This window comes from Oceanicella sp. SM1341 (assembly GCF_003448965.1).
Taxonomy (GTDB): Bacteria; Pseudomonadota; Alphaproteobacteria; order Rhodobacterales; family Rhodobacteraceae; genus Paroceanicella.
This window is the reverse complement of record NZ_QRGC01000002.1, coordinates 309230-325659: the sequence shown is the minus strand read 5'-3', so window position 1 is coordinate 325659 and position 16430 is coordinate 309230. Positions and strand designations below refer to the sequence as shown.

Sequence of the window (16430 nt, the reverse complement as noted above, 5' to 3'; positions counted from 1 at the left end):
GAAAAACCTTCCCGCGCGATCAGAGCGTCTCGATACGTAGCGCGACCGGCGCCGCAAGCGAGACCTCGAGCCCGTCGATCTCGGCCAGCGCGGTCTGCATCCGCGCCGTATCCGCCGGATGGGTGACGATAACCACCGGGGCACCGTCGCCCTCGTGGCCATATTGCCGCATCATGTCGATGGAGATCTCGTGGCCGCCCAGCACGGTGGCGACCCGCGCCAGCATGCCCGGCGCGTCGCGCAGCAGGATGCGGATGTACCAGGCCGCCGCCGCCCCGCCGGCCGAGCGCGGCGCGGGCTTCAGCGAGGCCGCGGGCTGGCCGAAGGCCGGCACGGTGAGCCCGCGCGCGATGTCGATCAGGTCGCCCAGGATGGCGGAGGCGGTGGGCCCCTCGCCGGCACCCGGGCCCTGCAGGGTGACGCCCTTGATGAAATCGCCCTCGATCACCACGGCGTTGGTGACCCCGTCGAGCTGGCCCACCGGCGAGGCGAGCGGCACCAGGCAGGGCTGCATGCGCTGCTCCAGCCCGTCGGCGTTCATGCGCGCCACGCCGAGCAGCTTGATGCGGTAGCCCATGTCGGCGGCCTGCTCGATGTCCGGCAGGGTGATGCGCTCGATGCCCTCGATGGCGACACCGTCGAAATCGACCTTCGTGCCGAAGGCGAGGGCCGAGAGCAGCGCGAGCTTGTGCGCCGCGTCGATGCCGCCCACGTCGAAGCTCGGATCGGCCTCGGCATAGCCGAGGCGCTGCGCGTCGGCGAGCACGTCGGCATAGTCGGCGCCGGTCTTCTCCATCTCGGTGAGGATGTAGTTGCAGGTGCCGTTCATCACGCCCATCACGCGGGTGATGCCGTTGCCGGCCAGCCCCTCGCCCAGCGCCTTGATCACCGGGATGCCCCCGGCCACGGCGGCCTCGTAGCGGATGGTGACGCCTGCGGCCTCGGCCTTCTCGGCCAGCGCCTGGCCGTGGCGGGCGAGCAGCGCCTTGTTGGCGCTCACCACCGGCTTGCCGGCGGCGATGGCGGCCTCGGTGCCGGCCTTGGCCGGGCCGTTCTCGCCGCCCATCACCTCGACGAACACGTCCACGTCCTCGCGCCGGGCCAGCGCCACCGCGTCATCCTCCCAGGCATAGCCGGAGAGGTCGACGCCGCGGTCCTTGGCGCGCGAGCGGGCGGAGACGGCGACGATCTGAAGCGGGCGGCCGGCGCGCGCGGCGATCAGCTCCGCATGGGTCTGGACCATCTTCACGACCCCGGCACCCACGGTGCCGAGCCCGGCCAGGCCGATGCGGAGCGGTCGTTTCGCGGGGTCACTCATCGTCGGCGTCTTCCTCGTCGTTGGGGTCCCAGAAACCCCAGCCATCGGGCGCGTAGCCGCGGGCCAGGGCGATCTTGGTGGTGCGTTCCTCGTGCTTCCAGATGTCCTCGACGGTGAAGGGCACGCCCTCGATGGTGGCCTCCACCGTGTCGTCTTCCTCGTAGCGGTTCACGTCGTAGCCGAAGGAGGAGAGCGCGCGCATGAAGGCGGCCTCGTCGCTGTCGGTCTCCGCCGGCAGGAACTGCAGGTCGAGGGTGATGACGGTGCCGGGCTCGATGCCGGCCTCCTTCTTCAGCTCCTCGTAGGTGAATTCGGTGTCGCGCCGCTGTTCGGCCCAGTCCCAGGTCTCGTCGCTCATCTGCCGCTCTCCAGCTGGCTGTACCGGGCGAGGATCTCGCCGGCGTTCTGCATCACTTTCTTCACACCGCGCGCCGCCTGGCGGATGCGGTGCTCGTTCTCCACGAGGCCGAGGCGCACGTAGCCCTCGCCGTACTCGCCGAAGCCCACCCCCGGCGCCACGGCCACCGAGGCCTCGCGCAGGAGGATCTTCGAGAATTCCATCGAGCCCAGCCCCGCGAAGGGCTCGGGCACCGGCGCCCAGCAGAACATGGTCGCGGGGGGCGAGGGGATCGCCCATCCGGCCTGCTCCATGGAGCGCACCATCACGTCGCGCCGCGCACGGTAGGTGTCGCGGATCTCGGCGATGCAATCCTCCGGCCCGTTCAGCGCCGCGGCGGCGGCCACCTGCACCGGGGTGAAGGCCCCGTAGTCGAGGTATGACTTGATGCGCGTGAGCGCGTCGATCAACCGCCGGTTCCCCACCGCGAAGCCCATGCGCCAGCCCGGCATGGAGAAGGTCTTGGACAGCGAGGTGAATTCCACCGCCACGTCCCGCGCGCCGGGCACCTGAAGGATGGAGGGCGGGGGCACGTCGTCGAAGTAGATCTCGGCATAGGCGAGGTCGGAGAGCACCCAGAGGTGGTGCTTCTTCGCGAAGGCGATCAGCTCGGCGTAGAAATCGAGGTCGCAGACCTGCGCCGTGGGGTTCGACGGGAAGCTCACCACCACCGCCACCGGCGCGGGCACCGAGTGTTTCACCGCCTGCGCGAGCGAGCGCATGTAGGCCTCGGGGTCGAAGCGCCCGTCATGCAGGGCCGAGACATGGCGCAGCGTGCCGCCGGCGATCATGAACCCGTAGGGGTGGATCGGGTAGGAGGGGTTGGGCACCAGCATCACGTCGCCCGGCGCGGTGATGGCCATGGCGAGGTTGGCGAGGCCCTCCTTCGAGCCGAGCGTGGCGATCACCTCGGTCTCGGGGTCGAGGTCGACGCCGAAGCGGCGGGCGTAGTAGCCGGCCTGGGCGCGGCGCAGGCCCGGAATGCCCTTCGAGGAGGAATAGCGGTGGGTGCGCGGGCGGCGCACGGTCTCCACCAGCTTCTCCACGATGTGGGGCGGGGTGTCCATGTCGGGGTTGCCCATGCCGAAATCGATGATGTCGGCGCCCTGGGCACGGAACTCGGCCTTCAGCCGGTTCACCTCGGCGAAGACATAGGGGGGCAGGCGCTTGATGCGGTAGAATTCCTCGGACATCGGTCGACTCTGGCGCGGCTACGGGCTCTGCGCGGGCTTATAGGGCGCTTGGCCCGCGAAAGACAGATGCTTTGCGCAAGCCGGGGCGCGCGCCCCGCTCAGCTGCGCTTGCCGAGCCTGGCGAGGTCGGCCGGGGTGAGCACGGGGGCTGCAAGCTCGGCCGCGCGGGCGCGCATCGCCACCGCCTCGGCGGCGAGATCGGTCTGCAACTGCTGGCCGGTCTGCGGGTCGGGCACCGCGGCGGAGAAGCTGCCGGGCGCCGGCGGCTCGGGGATGTCGACCAGCCGGGGCCAGGGCGCGTCGCGCACCGCGTCGGACTCGGTGAGCTCGTAATCTCCCAGCTCGGGGCCCAGCGTGCCGCAACCGGCCAGCACCAGGCAGCAGGCGGCCGTGCGGCAAAACGCGCCGGCACGCCGGACTGTCTTCGCTTCAAATCTCATCGGCGTCTCTGGCATGAATTTGTCTCGACCGGCATTTGGCGCATATGCCTTCCCGTGCCATACTTGGGGCATTGAGCACAAGCGCGGCCTGAACCGCGACAGGAGGAACCGTCATGACCACGAAGAGTTTCGTCCCCGACGACTACTCGGAGCAGGCGGAATCGGCACAGGTCTTTGCCCGCAACATGGCCATGGTGGCCGAGCAGTCGCAGCTGATCTGGAGCAAGTTCCTCGACGCCCAGCTGCGCGACGACCACCCGATGCACGGCGACCCGCTCAACACCCTGCCCGCCTTCAACGAGCTCGGCCAGGCCTGGCTGCAGAACCCCGAGAAGCTCGCCGAGCAGACGCTGGAGCTGTGGAACGCCCAGCTCGAGCTGTGGCGCCGCGCAACCCTGCGCTTCATGGGCGCGCCCGACCCCGGGCCGATGGCGAAACCCGCCCGCGGCGACCGGCGCTTCCGCCACGAGGACTGGTCGGAGAACGTGCTCTTCGACTACCTCAAGCAGTCCTACCTGCTCACCTCGAACTACATCCAGGACGCCGTCTCCTCCGCCGAGATCGAGGATGACCGCGACCGGCGCAAGGTGGCCTTCTACACCCGCCAGTTCGTCGAGGCGATGAACCCGGCCAACTTCTACGCCACCAACCCCGAAGTGCTGCACGCCACCATGCAGGAGAAGGGCGAGAACCTGGTGCGCGGGCTGAAGATGATGCTCGAGGACCTCGAGCGCGGCCGCGGCCGGCTGCTCATCCGCCAGACCGACATGACCGCCTTCGCCGTGGGCCGCAACATGGCGATGACCCCGGGCAAGGTGATCTTCGAGAACCACCTGTTCCAGCTCATCCAGTACGCGCCGGTGACCGAGAAGGTGCATGCCACGCCGCTGCTGATCATCCCGCCCTGGATCAACAAGTTCTACATCCTCGACCTCAACGAGCAGAAGAGCCTGGTGCGCTGGCTGGTGGCGCAGGGCCACACGGTGTTCATGGTGTCCTGGGTGAACCCCGACGAGCGCCAGCGCGACGAGACCTGGGCCAGCTACATGTTCGACGGCGCCTCCACCGCCATCGACAAGGTGCTGGAGGAGACCGGGCAGAAGGCGCTCAACCTCACCTCCTACTGCATCGGCGGCACGCTGGCGGGCGGCATGCTGGCCTATTTCGCCAAGGTGAAGGACCGGCGGGTGAAATCCGCCACCTTCTTCACCGCCCAGCTCGATTTCGAGGACGCGGGCGAGCTGCAGGTGTTCGTCGACGACCACACCATCGCCGTGGTCGACGAGCAGATGGACAAGGGCTACCTGCCGGCCGAGGCCATGGCCCAGGCCTTCAACATGCTGCGCGCCTCCGACCTGATCTGGGGATACGTGGTCAACAACTACCTGCTGGGGAAGGAGCCCTTCCCCTTCGACCTGCTGTACTGGAACTCCGACAGCACCCGCATGGCCGCGAAGGTACACCACTTCTACCTCGACCATTTCTACAACCGCAACGCGCTGGTGAGCGGCGACCTGCAGGTGGGCGGCAAGACCGTCAACCTGCACGACATCGACGTGCCCACCTACCATGTCGCCGCGAAGGAGGATCACATCGCCCCGGCGGATTCGATCTACCGCGGCGCGCGGCTGATGACCGGGGCGAAGGTGCGCTTCGTGCTCGCGGGCTCGGGCCATATCGCCGGGGTGGTGAACCCGCCGGAGATGAACAAGTACCAGTTCTGGACCAACGACGACATGACCGCCCGCGACGTGGAGCACTGGCTGGAAGGCGCGAAGGAGACCCCCGGCTCCTGGTGGCCGGACTGGGATGCCTGGCTGGCGAGGCAGTCCCGCTCGAAGGTCGATGCCCGCGCGCCCGGCGCGGTGCTCGGCACGATCGAGGACGCCCCGGGCCGCTACGTCACCGTGCGCTCCGACGAGGGCTGAGTCGGCTCGCTTCGGCCCCGGCGAGCGCCAACCCGGCACATTCCTGACCCGTCCGGGCGCAGGCCCGGCACACTCCTGACCCGTCCGTGCACCGCCCGGCTCGCGCCCAGGCCGGCCGGGAAGTGCCCGGCTGGGGCCCCGCCTCTCCCCGCGTCGGGCGGCCGCTCCCGGAAAGCGCCGGCGAGGCGGATGGCGATGATGCCGGGGCCGTGTCGCCGGGCGCATCCCGGGAGGGGGGCGGACGGCACGCCCCGGTGGCTCGCGGGCCCGGGGCCGCCGCCTGCCGGCTCCCCGCATCCCCGCCCTCGCCGGCCATCTTCCCGACCCGTCCGCGCAGCCCGGCGGAACCGGCCCGGCCCGCCCGCGCGGCGCGGCGGAACAGGCGCCGGCACGCCGGGCGCCTCCGGCCCGGGCCGCCCTCCCCCGGCACTGGCGCGACACCGCATTGACAGCCGATTGACAGCCGGCCGCGCGCTGCTCTAATGCGCGCCGAAGCCCCGCGTCGGCGGTGCAGCGTGTCGCCCGCCGCGTGGCCGGTTCCCGGCAGATGAGCGGGCCCTTTTTGAAAGACCCCGAGATGGCGGGCACAGCCTTCCCCTCCGGCGATCCGCGCGCGGACCGCCGGGCCGAATATGCCGAGACCTTGGCCGACGCGGGCGAAACCGCGGCCGCCGTCGAGGTGCTCACCGGCGCGCTCGATCTCGCGCCGGGCTGGGCGGCCGGCTGGTTCCGCCTCGGCGAGCTGCTCGAGGCGGCGGGCGACACCGAGGCCGCGGCCCGCGCCTGGGACCGCGCGGTGGCAGCCGACCCGGCCGACCCGCTCGGCGCCGGGCTGAAGCGCGACCTCGCCCGCCGGGTGCCGGTGGCCGAGGCCATGCCGCCCGCCTTCGTCGAGCTGCTGTTCGACCAGTACGCCCCGCGCTTCGAGCGCGCGCTGGTCGACGGGCTGGGCTACCGCGGCCCGGAGCTGCTGCTGGCCGGGCTCGCGGCCGCCGGCCTGCACCGCTTCGCCCGCGCGCTCGACCTCGGTTGCGGCACCGGGCTGATGGGGGCCGCCCTGCGCCCCCGCTGCGACTGGCTGGGCGGCTACGACATCTCCGCCCGCATGCTGGCCCGGGCCCGCGAGAAGGGCGTGTACGAGCTGCTGGAGAAGCGCGACATCGCCCGCCTCGCCCTCGGGGCGGAGCGCTACGACCTCATCGTGGCGGCGGATGTGTTCATCTATCTCGGCGCGCTCGAGCGCATCATCGGCTGGTGCGCCGGCTCGCTGGCCGAGGGCGGGGCCCTGGCCTTCACGTTGGAGCTCGGCGCGCAGCCGGTGGAGCTGCGCGAGAGCCGCCGCTTCGCCCATTCCCGCGCCTATGTCACCGGCCTGCTCACCGATGCCGGCTTCTCCGCCCTCACCGTCACCGACTGCGTGCTGCGCGAGGACCGCGGCGCGCCGGTGGCCGGCCTGAGCGTGGTCGCCACCGGCCTGCCCCGCCGCTTCGACCGGCAGGGCGACGGCGAGGCCGAGGTCTGCGCCTGAACCTCGCCCGCGGCCCCGGCGCGTCGGGGCCGCGGCGTCATTCCGTTAACCTCGCCACCCGCTTCCCCTTTCAACTGAACATCCGGTCATTTACTCTGACCACATCGGGCAGGGCGAAGGGGACGGCATGGGGCGCAGGAGCGGATCGAAGGGGGCGAGCACGGCCGAGGCGGTCCAGGCGGCGGCGCGCCGGCTGATCGCGGCCCGGGGCTTCGCCGCCGTCTCGATGCGCGAGATCGCCGCCGAGGTGGGGGTGCAGGCCGGCACCATCTACCTCTACATCCCCGACAAGCAGACCCTGCTGCACGCGCTGATGCGCGAGCACATGTGCGCCCTGCTCGAGGCCTGGGAAGCGGAAAGCGCCCTCGGCGCCGGCGAGGGGGCCTCCGACGCGCTGGAGCGCTTCGTGCGCTTCCACGTGGGCTACCACATCTCGCGCCCCGAGGAGGTGTTCATCGCCTACATGGAGCTGCGCAACCTCTCGGAGACGAATTTCGCCGAGATCGAGGGCCTGCGCGGCTGCTACGAGGCCGCCCTGCGCGCCATCCTGGAGCGCGGCATGGCCGAGGGCTGCTTCCGCCTGCCCGACCTGCGCTTGACCACCCGCGCCATCATTGCCATGCTCACCGGAGTGACGACCTGGTATCGCGCCGGGGGGCGGCTCTCGGCCGTCGAGGTCGCCGATCACTATGCCGACCTCGTCCGCCGCATGACCCATGCGGCGACACCCTAGGTATTCGGCCTTGCATTTCCCCCGCTTTGCCCCCATGTTTCGCCCGGCGTGGGGTCCCGGTGTTCCGTTGGCCCTGCACACCCTTTGTATTTACTCGGAGAAATCATGGCCAAGGAAGAAATGCTCGAATTCCCCGGTGTCGTGACCGAGCTGTTGCCGAACGCGACCTTCCGGGTGACGCTCGACAACGGCCATGAGATCATCGCACACACCGCCGGCAAGATGCGCAAGAACCGGATCCGGGTTCTGGCGGGGGACAAGGTCCAGGTCGAGATGACCCCCTACGACCTCACCAAGGGCCGGATCACCTACCGCTTCAAGTAAGACACGCCGCGGGCGGCCGCACGCCCGCCGACGCGTGCGCCCCCCGAAGGCATCGCCCGCAGGGAGGCTGCATGCGACTGATCCTAGGCTCCGCCTCGCCCCGACGGCTGGAGCTTCTCGCCCAGGCCGGCATCACGCCGGACGCGGTGCACCCCGCCGACATCGACGAGACCCCGGCAAAGGGCGAACTGCCCCGCCCCTATGCCGAACGCCTCGCCCGCGAGAAGGCCGCCGCAGTCCAGGCCGGGGCCGCTGACGGCAGCTTCGTGCTCTGCGCCGACACGGTGGTCGCCCTCGGCCGCCGCATCATGGGCAAGCCGCGGGACGAGGCGGAGGCCGCGCAGTTCCTCTACCTGCTCTCGGGCCGCCGCCACCGGGTGATCACCGCCGTTGCCCTCGCCGGCCCGCGGCTCTGGACCCGCACGGTGGAGACGACCGTGCAGGTGAAGCGCCTGTCGGACGCGGAAGTCTCCGCCTATATCCGCTCCGGCGAATGGCGGGGCAAGGCGGGCGGCTACGGCATCCAGGGCCGGGCGCAGGCCTTCATCCCGGCGATAAACGGCAGCTATTCCAACGTGGTCGGCCTGCCGCTGTGCGAAACCGTGAACCTGCTCGCCGGCGCCGGCGTGCTGCGCATGGAGGAGACTGCATGAAGGGCCGCATCATCGTCACCGACGAGATCGCCGGCCGCGGCTACGCGGCGCTGCTGGTCGACGGCAAGCTCGAAGACCTGCTGGTCGACCCGGCGGAGGACGACCCCACCCCGCGCCCCGGCGCGATCTACTGGGGCCGCGTCACCCGCAAGAGCCAGAACGCCGGCGGCGTCTTCGCCGATCTCGGCGGCGCCGAGGGGCTGGTGCGCGAGGCCCCCGGCCTGCGCCCCGGCGACATGATCCTCGCCCAGGTCACCAGCCATGCCGAGGCCGGCAAGGCGGTGCCGATGAGCGCGCGCGTGCTCTACAAGGGCCGCTACGCCATCCTCTCGCCCACCGCGCCCGGCGTGAACGTGGCCCGCCGCATCCGCGACGGCGCCGAGCGCGACCGCCTCGCTGCCATCGCCGCCGAGGCGCTGGGAGACGACGATACCGGCGCCATCATCCGCTCCGCCTCCGAGGGCGTGGCGGCCGAGGCCATCGCCGAGGACATCGCGACGCTCACCGACCTGCGCGCCGCAGCCGAGGCCGCGGCCGAGGCCGGGCCCTGCCTTGCCGTCGAGGCCCCCGGCGCCATCGTCGAGGCCTGGCGCGACTGGTCGGACCCCGACCCCGACGCTGTCTGGCAGGACGAGGAGAGCCGAGAGGGCCATTTCGAGCATTTCGGCGTGTGGGAGGCGATCGACGCGCTGCGCAGCCCGCGGGTTGCCCTGCCCGGCGGCGGCCACATGTATGTGGAGGCCACCCGCGCCATGGTGGCGGTGGACGTGAACACCGGCAAGGATTTCTCCCCCGCCGCCTGCCTGAAGGCCAATCTCGCCGCGATTCGCGAGCTGCCCCGGCAGCTGCGCCTGCGCGGCTTCGGCGGCCAGGTGACCGTCGACCTCGCGCCCCTCGCCAAGAAGGAGCGGGTGCAACTGGAAACCGCGCTGCGCGCCGCGCTGAAGGCCGACGCGGTGGAGACCAGCTTCGCCGGCTGGACCCCGCTCGGAAACCTCGAACTTCAGCGCAAGCGGGAAAGGCGCCCGATCACGGAGCTTCTCGCATGAGCTGCCCGATCTGCGGAAAACCGACCGAACGAGCCTACCGCCCGTTCTGCTCAAAACGCTGCGCCGACGTCGATCTCGGCCGCTGGCTGCGCGGCTCCTATGCCATCCCCGCCGAGGAAGAAGAGGCCCCCGACGACCTCGATGACGAGAGCGGCGAAAACACCGTCAGAAGGCACTAGACACTGCCTTTCGGCTGGTCTAAACACCGCTCCACCGAGGCGCTGCGCCTCGCCCGCCCGGGTAGCTCAGTTGGTAGAGCAGCGGATTGAAAATCCGCGTGTCGGTGGTTCGAATCCGCCCCCGGGCACCACGCCCCCCCTCGCAGAGACCCGCCGGGACCGGCTTTGCCGAAGACGCGCGCGCGCGGAACTACCCCCTTGCGAACGCGCGCCGGGCGGCCGAATGCTGTCGACCCAACCCCGGAGCGGACAGCGAGCGATGCCAAGTTCTGAGCAGGCCGGCCAGATGACCGAGCTCACGCCCCTCGAAGCGGCGGTGTTTCACCACATCTGCGAGACCGACACTGCCCGGCTGAGCGCCGATCAGCGCGGCACCCTGCGGGCGCAACTGGCCACCGCACGCGTGGTCGACCGCGACAACACCGGGCACGGCTTCTACACCACCATCGAGGTGGACCGGAGCGCGGCGCCGAAATGGGACGGTGAGCGCCTCGCCCATGGCCCGGCCGTGCGGATGCATGGCCTGGGCGAGGGGAACATGCTGGGCTTCATCCTCTGGCTGGAGCACGGCTACGCCCACGTGCTCGAAGCCTTCCAGTACGGCGACAGGACCGGGCAGACCGTGAACCTGCGCGAGCACGACCTGTCGCGGCTTCGCTTCGACCCCGTGCCCGACTCCTGACCCCCGCGGCAACACCCGAAAGGCCACCGGCCCTGCGCGAGGCGATGCCGCCCTCGCAGGCCGCGTCCAGCCATGCGGCGTCGGCCCCCCGCTGCGGGACGGACACGGGGCCCCCGGCCGGCGGGGCTCCCGCGCGCGGGGACAGCAGGGCGAGAGCGGGGCGCGCCGCGTGATCCGGGCCCGGTTAACGCTCGGGCAGAGAATTGCGGCTAGACCCGTGTTTCATGGTCGCCCCGGCCCGGGGCCGGCAGTCGGAACAGAACAGCATGAAGCGCAATCCGGATCGAGACAGGGAGCCGCGCGCACCCGGCCTCCCGGGCCGTCGCCGGCCCTATGTCGTCGTGTTCGTCGTCGCCTTCCTCGCGCAGATCCTGCTCGTCTCGCTGGATTCCTTCGAATGCTTCTACCAGTACTCCCGCGCCCACGAAGACCTGGAGCTGGACGAGATCTTCACCGTCTTCGTGGTGCTTTCGCTGGCGCTCGTCGCCGTGCTGGTTCTGCGCACGCGGGAGCTGTACCGCGAGGTCTCGCGCCGGCAGGCGGCGGAGAACAATGCCGCCGTGCTCGCCCGCTACGACGCGCTCACCGGCGTGCCGAATCGCCGCCTCTACCAGGAGGAGCTGGAGGACCGCATCGCCCTCGCCCGGGCGACCGGGCGCGGCTTTTCCGTGCTGCTGCTCGACCTCGACCGCTTCAAGAGCGTGAACGACACCTATGGCCACGCCACCGGCGACATGCTGCTGCAGACCGTCACCGACAGGCTGAAGGGCAACCTGCGCGCCGAGGACTTCCTCGCCCGGCTCGGGGGAGACGAGTTCGCCGTGCTGATGACACATGACGGCACGGGCAGCGAAACGGTCTTGCGCGTGGCCCAGCGCATCCTCGCCTCGATCGACCAGCCCTTCAGCCTCGGCACGGTGGAGAGCCGCGTGAGCGTGAGCATCGGCATCGCCGGCTTTCCCGGCGACGCGGAGGATGCGGGCGCGCTGATGCAGCGCGCCGATCTCGCGATGTACCAGGCGAAATCGGCCGGGCGAAACACCTATGCCGTGTTCGACAGCGCGCTCGACAGCAGCCTGCGCGCCCGCATCGCGCTGGAGGCGGAGCTGCGCCTCGCGCTCTGCAACGGCGGCATCCGCCCGCACTATCAACCCCTGCACGACCTGGCCAGCGGCGCGCTCACCGGCTTCGAGGCGCTCGCGCGCTGGGAGCATCCGGAACGTGGCCTGCTCACCGCCGATACCTTCATCCCCGTGGCCGAGGACGCGGGCCTGCCGCCGCAGATCTTCCCGGTGATCCTCGGCCATGTGGTGGAGGACGCGCGGGACTGGCCGGAGGCCCTCACCATCGCCATCAACACCTCGCCCAGCCAGCTGCGCGACCGCGCCTTCGCCACCCGGGTGCTGGAAGTGCTCGACAGCGCCGGCTTCGCCCCGGGGCGGCTCGAGATCGAGATCACCGAAACCGCGCTGGTGAACGACCTCGAGGCGGCGCGCGACATCATGAACACGCTGAAGGCGGCGGGGGTGCGCGTGTCGCTCGACGATTTCGGCACCGGGTATTCCAGCCTGCGCCACCTGCGCGAACTGCCCTTCGACAAGATCAAGATCGACCGGTCCTTCGTCCACCGCCTCGACGGCAGCGAGGACAGCGAGAAGATCGTCCGCTCGATCATCAACCTCACCCGCTCGCTCGGCCTCGTGAGCGTGGCGGAGGGGATCGAGACCATCGGCGAGGCGGACTGGCTGCGCGCCCAGGGCTGCGACATGGGCCAGGGCTTCCTGTTTTCCCGCCCGATGCCGGCCGACCAGGCGCATGCGCTCTTCGCCCGCCCCCGCCCGCCCCAGCCGGCGACCGGCTGAGCGCGCCCGCGCCGCAGCCGCTGCGCGTGCCTCGCCCGCGCCGCCGGCCGGCATCCGGCAGACTGGGTGCAACCAGACGGGGGGGCATCCAGCCGGGGGGCATGGCCCGGGTCTGTGCCGCCTGCCGGACCGGCGGAAAGCCGCCTCGGCCGAGCTGGCCGGGCGGCGCGGGCGTCAGGGGCGCGAGCGTCAGCGGCAGGCGGGCGTCAGGGGCGCGCGGGCTCCATGGGTGCGCCCGGCCGCGCGGCTACTGGATCTTGGCGAGCAGCCGCACCAGGGTGCGCTGTTCGGCGGCGGTGAGGGGGGCGAGGGTTTCCGCCGTCACCCTGTGCGCCGTCATCACCGAGGCCTCGAACACCTCCCGGCCCTCGGCCGTGAGCGAGACGAGGTGGCGCCGCCGGTCATCCGGGTCCGGCCGGGTGGTGAGCAGGCCGCGGCCGATCAGCCGGTCGACCACGCCCTTGGTGGTGGCGCCGTCCATCGCGACCGAGCGGCCGAGCTGGTTCTGCGACACCGAGCCCACCTCCGACAGCCGGTACATCACCGAGAACTGGGTGGGCGTGAGCCCGGTCTCCATCCGCTCGGCGAAAATCACCGTGTTGCGCTGCCAGGCCTTGCGCAGCAGGAAGCCCACCTGCTCGTCGAGCACGTAACCGTGCGCCGGGCGCTTCGTGTCCTGCGTGGTGTCGTCCGTCACATGCTCAGTCCCGTGCCATTAAACCGAAAGGTACGCATCCCGGATCTCGGGATGATTTTCAAGCTCGGCGAAGCTTCCGTCGAACTTCTTCTCGCCGCCCTCGATGATCACCGCCCTGTCGGCCACCGCGCGGGCGAAGTGCAGGTTCTGCTCGGAGATGATCACCGTGAGCCCCTCGTCCTTGAAGCGCAGGATGGTGCGGGCCATCTGCTCGACGATCACCGGGGCGATGCCCTCGGAGGGTTCGTCGAGCAGCAAGAGCCCGGGGTTGCCCATCAGGGTGCGGGCGATGGTGAGCATCTGCTGTTCGCCGCCCGACATCGCCTTGCCGCGGTTGTGCCGGCGCTCCGAGAGGTTGGGGAACAGCTCGAACAGTGCCTCCACGGTCCAGAAGGGCGCGCCCTCGCGGCGCGCCTGCCGGCCCACCTCGAGGTTTTCGAGGATGGTGAGGTCGGTGAAGATGCGCCGCTCCTCGGGCACGTAGCCCAGGCCGCGCCGCGCCACCCGGTGCGCGGGCCAGCCGGTGATGTCCTCGCCGCCGAAGCGCACCTTGCCCTCGCGCGGGCGCACGAGCTGCATCACCGATTTCATCGTCGTGGTCTTGCCGGCGCCGTTGCGCCCCAGCAGGGCCACCACCTCGCCCCGGCCGACGCTGAAGCTCAACCCGTTGAGGATATGCGCCTTTCCGTAGAAGGAATGCAGCGCGTCGACTTCGAGAATGGGCTCAGCCATGGGCGTCCTCCGGCGAGAACAGGGTGCCGCCGCCGAGATAGACCTCCTGCACGCGGGCATTGGCGCGCACCTGCGCCGCCGTGCCGTCGGCGATCAGCTCGCCCCGGTTCAGCACCATGATGTGATGGGAATGGGCGAAGACCACGTCCATGTCGTGCTCGGTGAAGAGCACCGATATGCCGCGCTCGGCCACGATGTCGGCGGTGAGCTGCATGAGCGAGATGCGCTCGCGCGGGGCCATGCCGGCGGTGGGCTCGTCCATCAGCAGCAGGCGCGGCTCATGCGCGAGCGCGATGGCAAGCTCGAGCCGCTTCAGGTCGCCATAGGCGAGGATGGCGCAGGCGCGGTTGGCCTGGTCCGCCATGCCCACCAGCGCCAGCAGGGCCAGCGCCTCCTCGCGGTACATCCGGTGGGCCCGCGGCAGGAAGGAGTAGATCTTCCGGTGATGGCTGATCAGCGCCATCTGCACGTTTTCCGCCACCGTCATGCTCTGGTAGGTGCCGGTGATCTGGAAGGTGCGCCCCACCCCACGGCGCCAGACGTCGCGCGGGGAGTGGCCGGTGATGTCCTGCCCGTCGAGGCTCACGCGGCCGGAGCTGGGCTTGAGCTGGCCCATGAGCATGTTGAAACAGGTGCTCTTGCCGGCGCCGTTGGGCCCGATCAGCGCCTTCAGCTCGCCCGCGCGCACCTCGAAGCTCACGTCCGTCACCGCCTTCACCCCGCCGAAGCTCTTGGCCAGGTGCTCTACCTTCAGGATGACGCTCATCGCGTGCCCTCCCCTTCCTTCACCAGGCCCAGCCGCTCGCCCACCCGGCGCGCGGTGCCCACGATGCCTTCCGGCGCCACGATGACCACGCCGATGATGACGAGGCCCAGCACCAGCCGCCAGTATTCCAGCCGGGTCAGCCAGTCCTTCACGCTCTCGAAGAACGCCCCGCCCACCACGGCGCCGGAGAGGGTCTTCACCCCGCCCAGGAACACCACGATCAGCGCGTCGAAGCTCTTGGCGATCTCGAGCTCGTTGGGGAAGATCGAGCCCTTGGAGAACACGAACAGCCCGCCCGCGAGCCCGGCCATCATGCCGGCGAAGGCGAAGGCCACCCATTGCACCCGGCGCACGTCGATGCCGGTGGCCTCGGCCTGGCGGGCGCTGTCACGGGTGGCGCGCAGGGCGTAGCCGAAGGGTGAATGGATGACATGGCGCAGGAACACGATGCCGCCCAGCCCCACCAGCAGGGTGAAGAGGTAATAGGCCGTGGTGTCCGACAGCCAGGCCGCCGGCCAGATGTTCACCAGCCCGTCGTCGCCCCCGGTCACCTCGCCCCACTGGAAGACGAGCGACCAGATGAGCTGGCTGAAGGCAAGGGTGAGCATGGCGAAATAGACGCCCGAGAGCCGGATGCAGAACCAGCCCACGAGGATGGCGATCAGCCCCGCGCCCAGCGGCGCGAGCAGGAAGGCGAGCTCCATCGGCGTGTCCGCATAGGTGACCGCGAGCGCCGAGACATAGGCGCCGCCGCCGAAGAACATCGCGTGGCCGAAGCTCACCAGCCCGCCCGAGGCGAGGATGAACTGCAGCGAGGCGGCGAAGAGGCAGAAGATCACGATATCGGTGATGAGCACCTGCGCGAAGGGCGAGCCGTAGAGCGGCAGCAGCGCCAGCGCCAGCACGATGGCCCCGAAGATCAGCCGGCCGGTGAGGCCGAAGGGCCGGATGGGCCGCTCCGGCTCGCCGACCTGGCCGTGTTCGCCGGCCACTTCCTCGCGCCCCAGCAGGCCGAAGGGCCGCACGGTGAGCACGATGGCCATCACCACGAACATGAGCACCAGCGTGCTCGAGGGCAGGTAGGCCACGCCGAAGACATTGAGCACCGAGATCAGCACCGAGGCGATGAAGGCGCCGGGGAGCGAGCCCATGCCGCCGATCACCACCACCACGAAGACGGCGGCGATGATGTTGAAATCCATCAGCAGGTCGGCGCCGCCCTTGGGCAGCTGGATGGCGCCGCCGAGGCCGGCGAGCGCCGAGCCGAGGAAGAAGACGCCGGTGAACAGCCAGGACTGGTTCACCCCCAGCGCGCCCACCATCTCGCGGTCCTGGGTGGCGGCGCGCACCAGCACGCCCAGCCGGGTCTTCGTGATCAGCCACCAGAGGCCGAAGAGCACGAAAGGCGTGATGCCGATGAGCGCGAGGTCGTAGAGCGGCACCGGCTCGCCCAGGATGCGGATCACGCCGCGCAGGCCGGGCGCACGGGGGCCGAGCTGGTCTTCCGCGCCCCAGGTCATCAGCGTGAGGTCCTGGATCACCAGGATCACGCCGAAGGTGGCGACGAGCTGGAACAGCTCCGGCGCGCGGTAGATCGGCCGCAGCACCAGGATCTCGACCACGACGCCGATCAGCCCCACGGCGATGCCGGCGAGCAGGATGGAGCCCCAGAAGCCCACATGGCCCGGCAGGATGTTCATCAGCGTGAGCCCGATATAGGCCCCCAGCATGTAGAACGACCCATGCGCGAAATTCACGATGCGGGTGACGCCGAAGATGAGCGAGAGGCCGGAGGCCACGAGAAACAGCGCCGCCGCATTGGCCAGCCCGGTGAGGAGCTGCGCAATCAGAAGTCCCATATCAACCCGAGATCAGAAGGGTGGCGGGGGCCGGCCCGCAACGGGGGCCGGCCGGAAGGAAGCAGGCGCCGGGGGCCGCGGGGGCGCCCC

The 16430-nt window shown here is 70.5% G+C and carries 17 protein-coding genes and 1 tRNA gene; 10 read left to right on the top strand and 8 right to left on the bottom strand.

Annotated elements, in window-relative coordinates:
- Nucleotides 1-19: 19 nt before the first annotated feature.
- From D3P35_RS03415 to D3P35_RS03400, 4 genes are all read right to left on the bottom strand, one after another.
- Nucleotides 20-1318 carry a homoserine dehydrogenase gene (locus D3P35_RS03415; RefSeq protein WP_118133046.1) on the bottom strand — a complete coding sequence of 433 codons (1299 nt, stop codon included), beginning with the start codon at nt 1316-1318 and terminating at the stop codon, nt 20-22.
- Nucleotides 1311-1676 carry a hypothetical protein gene (locus D3P35_RS03410; protein WP_118133045.1) on the bottom strand — a complete coding sequence of 122 codons (366 nt, stop codon included), beginning with the start codon at nt 1674-1676 and terminating at the stop codon, nt 1311-1313. The genes D3P35_RS03415 and D3P35_RS03410 overlap by 8 nt, the downstream gene beginning before the upstream one ends.
- Nucleotides 1673-2908: an LL-diaminopimelate aminotransferase gene (locus D3P35_RS03405; RefSeq protein ID WP_118133044.1), complete on the bottom strand. Its 1236-nt coding sequence runs from the start codon at nt 2906-2908 to the stop codon at nt 1673-1675. The genes D3P35_RS03410 and D3P35_RS03405 overlap by 4 nt, the downstream gene beginning before the upstream one ends.
- Nucleotides 2909-3006: 98 nt before the next feature.
- Nucleotides 3007-3348: a hypothetical protein gene (locus tag D3P35_RS03400; RefSeq protein ID WP_118133043.1), complete on the bottom strand. Its 342-nt coding sequence runs from the start codon at nt 3346-3348 to the stop codon at nt 3007-3009.
- A gap of 113 nt (nt 3349-3461) precedes the next feature.
- On the opposite strand from D3P35_RS03400, the gene D3P35_RS03395 reads away from it, so the two are divergent.
- From D3P35_RS03395 to D3P35_RS03350, 10 genes are all read left to right on the top strand, one after another.
- Nucleotides 3462-5276, top strand: coding sequence for an alpha/beta hydrolase (locus tag D3P35_RS03395; protein ID WP_198670446.1), 1815 nt, complete (start codon nt 3462-3464; stop codon nt 5274-5276).
- 577 nt (nt 5277-5853) lie between these two features.
- Nucleotides 5854-6804 (top strand): methyltransferase domain-containing protein, encoded by a 951-nt coding sequence (locus tag D3P35_RS03390; protein ID WP_118133042.1) that lies wholly within the window; start codon nt 5854-5856, stop codon nt 6802-6804.
- Between the two features lie 127 nt (nt 6805-6931).
- Nucleotides 6932-7537: a TetR/AcrR family transcriptional regulator gene (locus tag D3P35_RS03385; protein WP_118133041.1), complete on the top strand. Its 606-nt coding sequence runs from the start codon at nt 6932-6934 to the stop codon at nt 7535-7537.
- A gap of 105 nt (nt 7538-7642) precedes the next feature.
- Nucleotides 7643-7861, top strand: a complete 219-nt coding sequence (infA, locus tag D3P35_RS03380) for a translation initiation factor IF-1 (RefSeq protein WP_118133040.1) — start codon at nt 7643-7645, stop codon at nt 7859-7861.
- Between the two features lie 71 nt (nt 7862-7932).
- Nucleotides 7933-8514 (top strand): nucleoside triphosphate pyrophosphatase, encoded by a 582-nt coding sequence (locus D3P35_RS03375; protein WP_118133039.1) that lies wholly within the window; start codon nt 7933-7935, stop codon nt 8512-8514.
- The gene (locus D3P35_RS03370) at nt 8511-9563 is read left to right on the top strand and encodes a ribonuclease E/G (protein ID WP_118133038.1); all 1053 of its coding nucleotides are present in this window, start codon (nt 8511-8513) and stop codon (nt 9561-9563) included. Before D3P35_RS03375 ends, D3P35_RS03370 begins: the two co-directional genes overlap by 4 nt.
- The gene (locus D3P35_RS03365) at nt 9560-9742 is read left to right on the top strand and encodes a DNA gyrase inhibitor YacG (protein WP_118133037.1); all 183 of its coding nucleotides are present in this window, start codon (nt 9560-9562) and stop codon (nt 9740-9742) included. Before D3P35_RS03370 ends, D3P35_RS03365 begins: the two co-directional genes overlap by 4 nt.
- Nucleotides 9743-9797: 55 nt before the next feature.
- Nucleotides 9798-9873, top strand: a tRNA-Phe gene (locus D3P35_RS03360).
- Between the two features lie 128 nt (nt 9874-10001).
- Nucleotides 10002-10424, top strand: a complete 423-nt coding sequence (locus D3P35_RS03355) for a hypothetical protein (protein ID WP_157982018.1) — start codon at nt 10002-10004, stop codon at nt 10422-10424.
- Nucleotides 10425-10690: 266 nt separating this feature from the next.
- Nucleotides 10691-12286, top strand: coding sequence for a bifunctional diguanylate cyclase/phosphodiesterase (locus tag D3P35_RS03350; protein WP_198670445.1), 1596 nt, complete (start codon nt 10691-10693; stop codon nt 12284-12286).
- A gap of 247 nt (nt 12287-12533) precedes the next feature.
- On the opposite strand, the gene D3P35_RS03345 is transcribed toward D3P35_RS03350, so the two are convergent.
- From D3P35_RS03345 to D3P35_RS03330, 4 genes are read right to left on the bottom strand one after another with little or no spacing between them, the layout of a single operon-like run.
- Complete coding sequence (locus tag D3P35_RS03345; protein WP_232830354.1) at nt 12534-12983, bottom strand: MarR family winged helix-turn-helix transcriptional regulator; 450 nt, start codon at nt 12981-12983, stop codon at nt 12534-12536.
- 18 nt (nt 12984-13001) lie between these two features.
- A complete protein-coding gene (locus tag D3P35_RS03340) occupies nt 13002-13715 on the bottom strand; it encodes an ABC transporter ATP-binding protein (RefSeq protein ID WP_370029965.1) in 714 nt (237 codons plus the stop codon).
- Nucleotides 13708-14481, bottom strand: coding sequence for an ABC transporter ATP-binding protein (locus D3P35_RS03335; RefSeq protein WP_118133034.1), 774 nt, complete (start codon nt 14479-14481; stop codon nt 13708-13710). Before D3P35_RS03335 ends, D3P35_RS03340 begins: the two co-directional genes overlap by 8 nt.
- Nucleotides 14478-16340: an ABC transporter permease gene (locus D3P35_RS03330; protein WP_118133033.1), complete on the bottom strand. Its 1863-nt coding sequence runs from the start codon at nt 16338-16340 to the stop codon at nt 14478-14480. Before D3P35_RS03330 ends, D3P35_RS03335 begins: the two co-directional genes overlap by 4 nt.
- Nucleotides 16341-16430 lie beyond the last annotated feature (90 nt).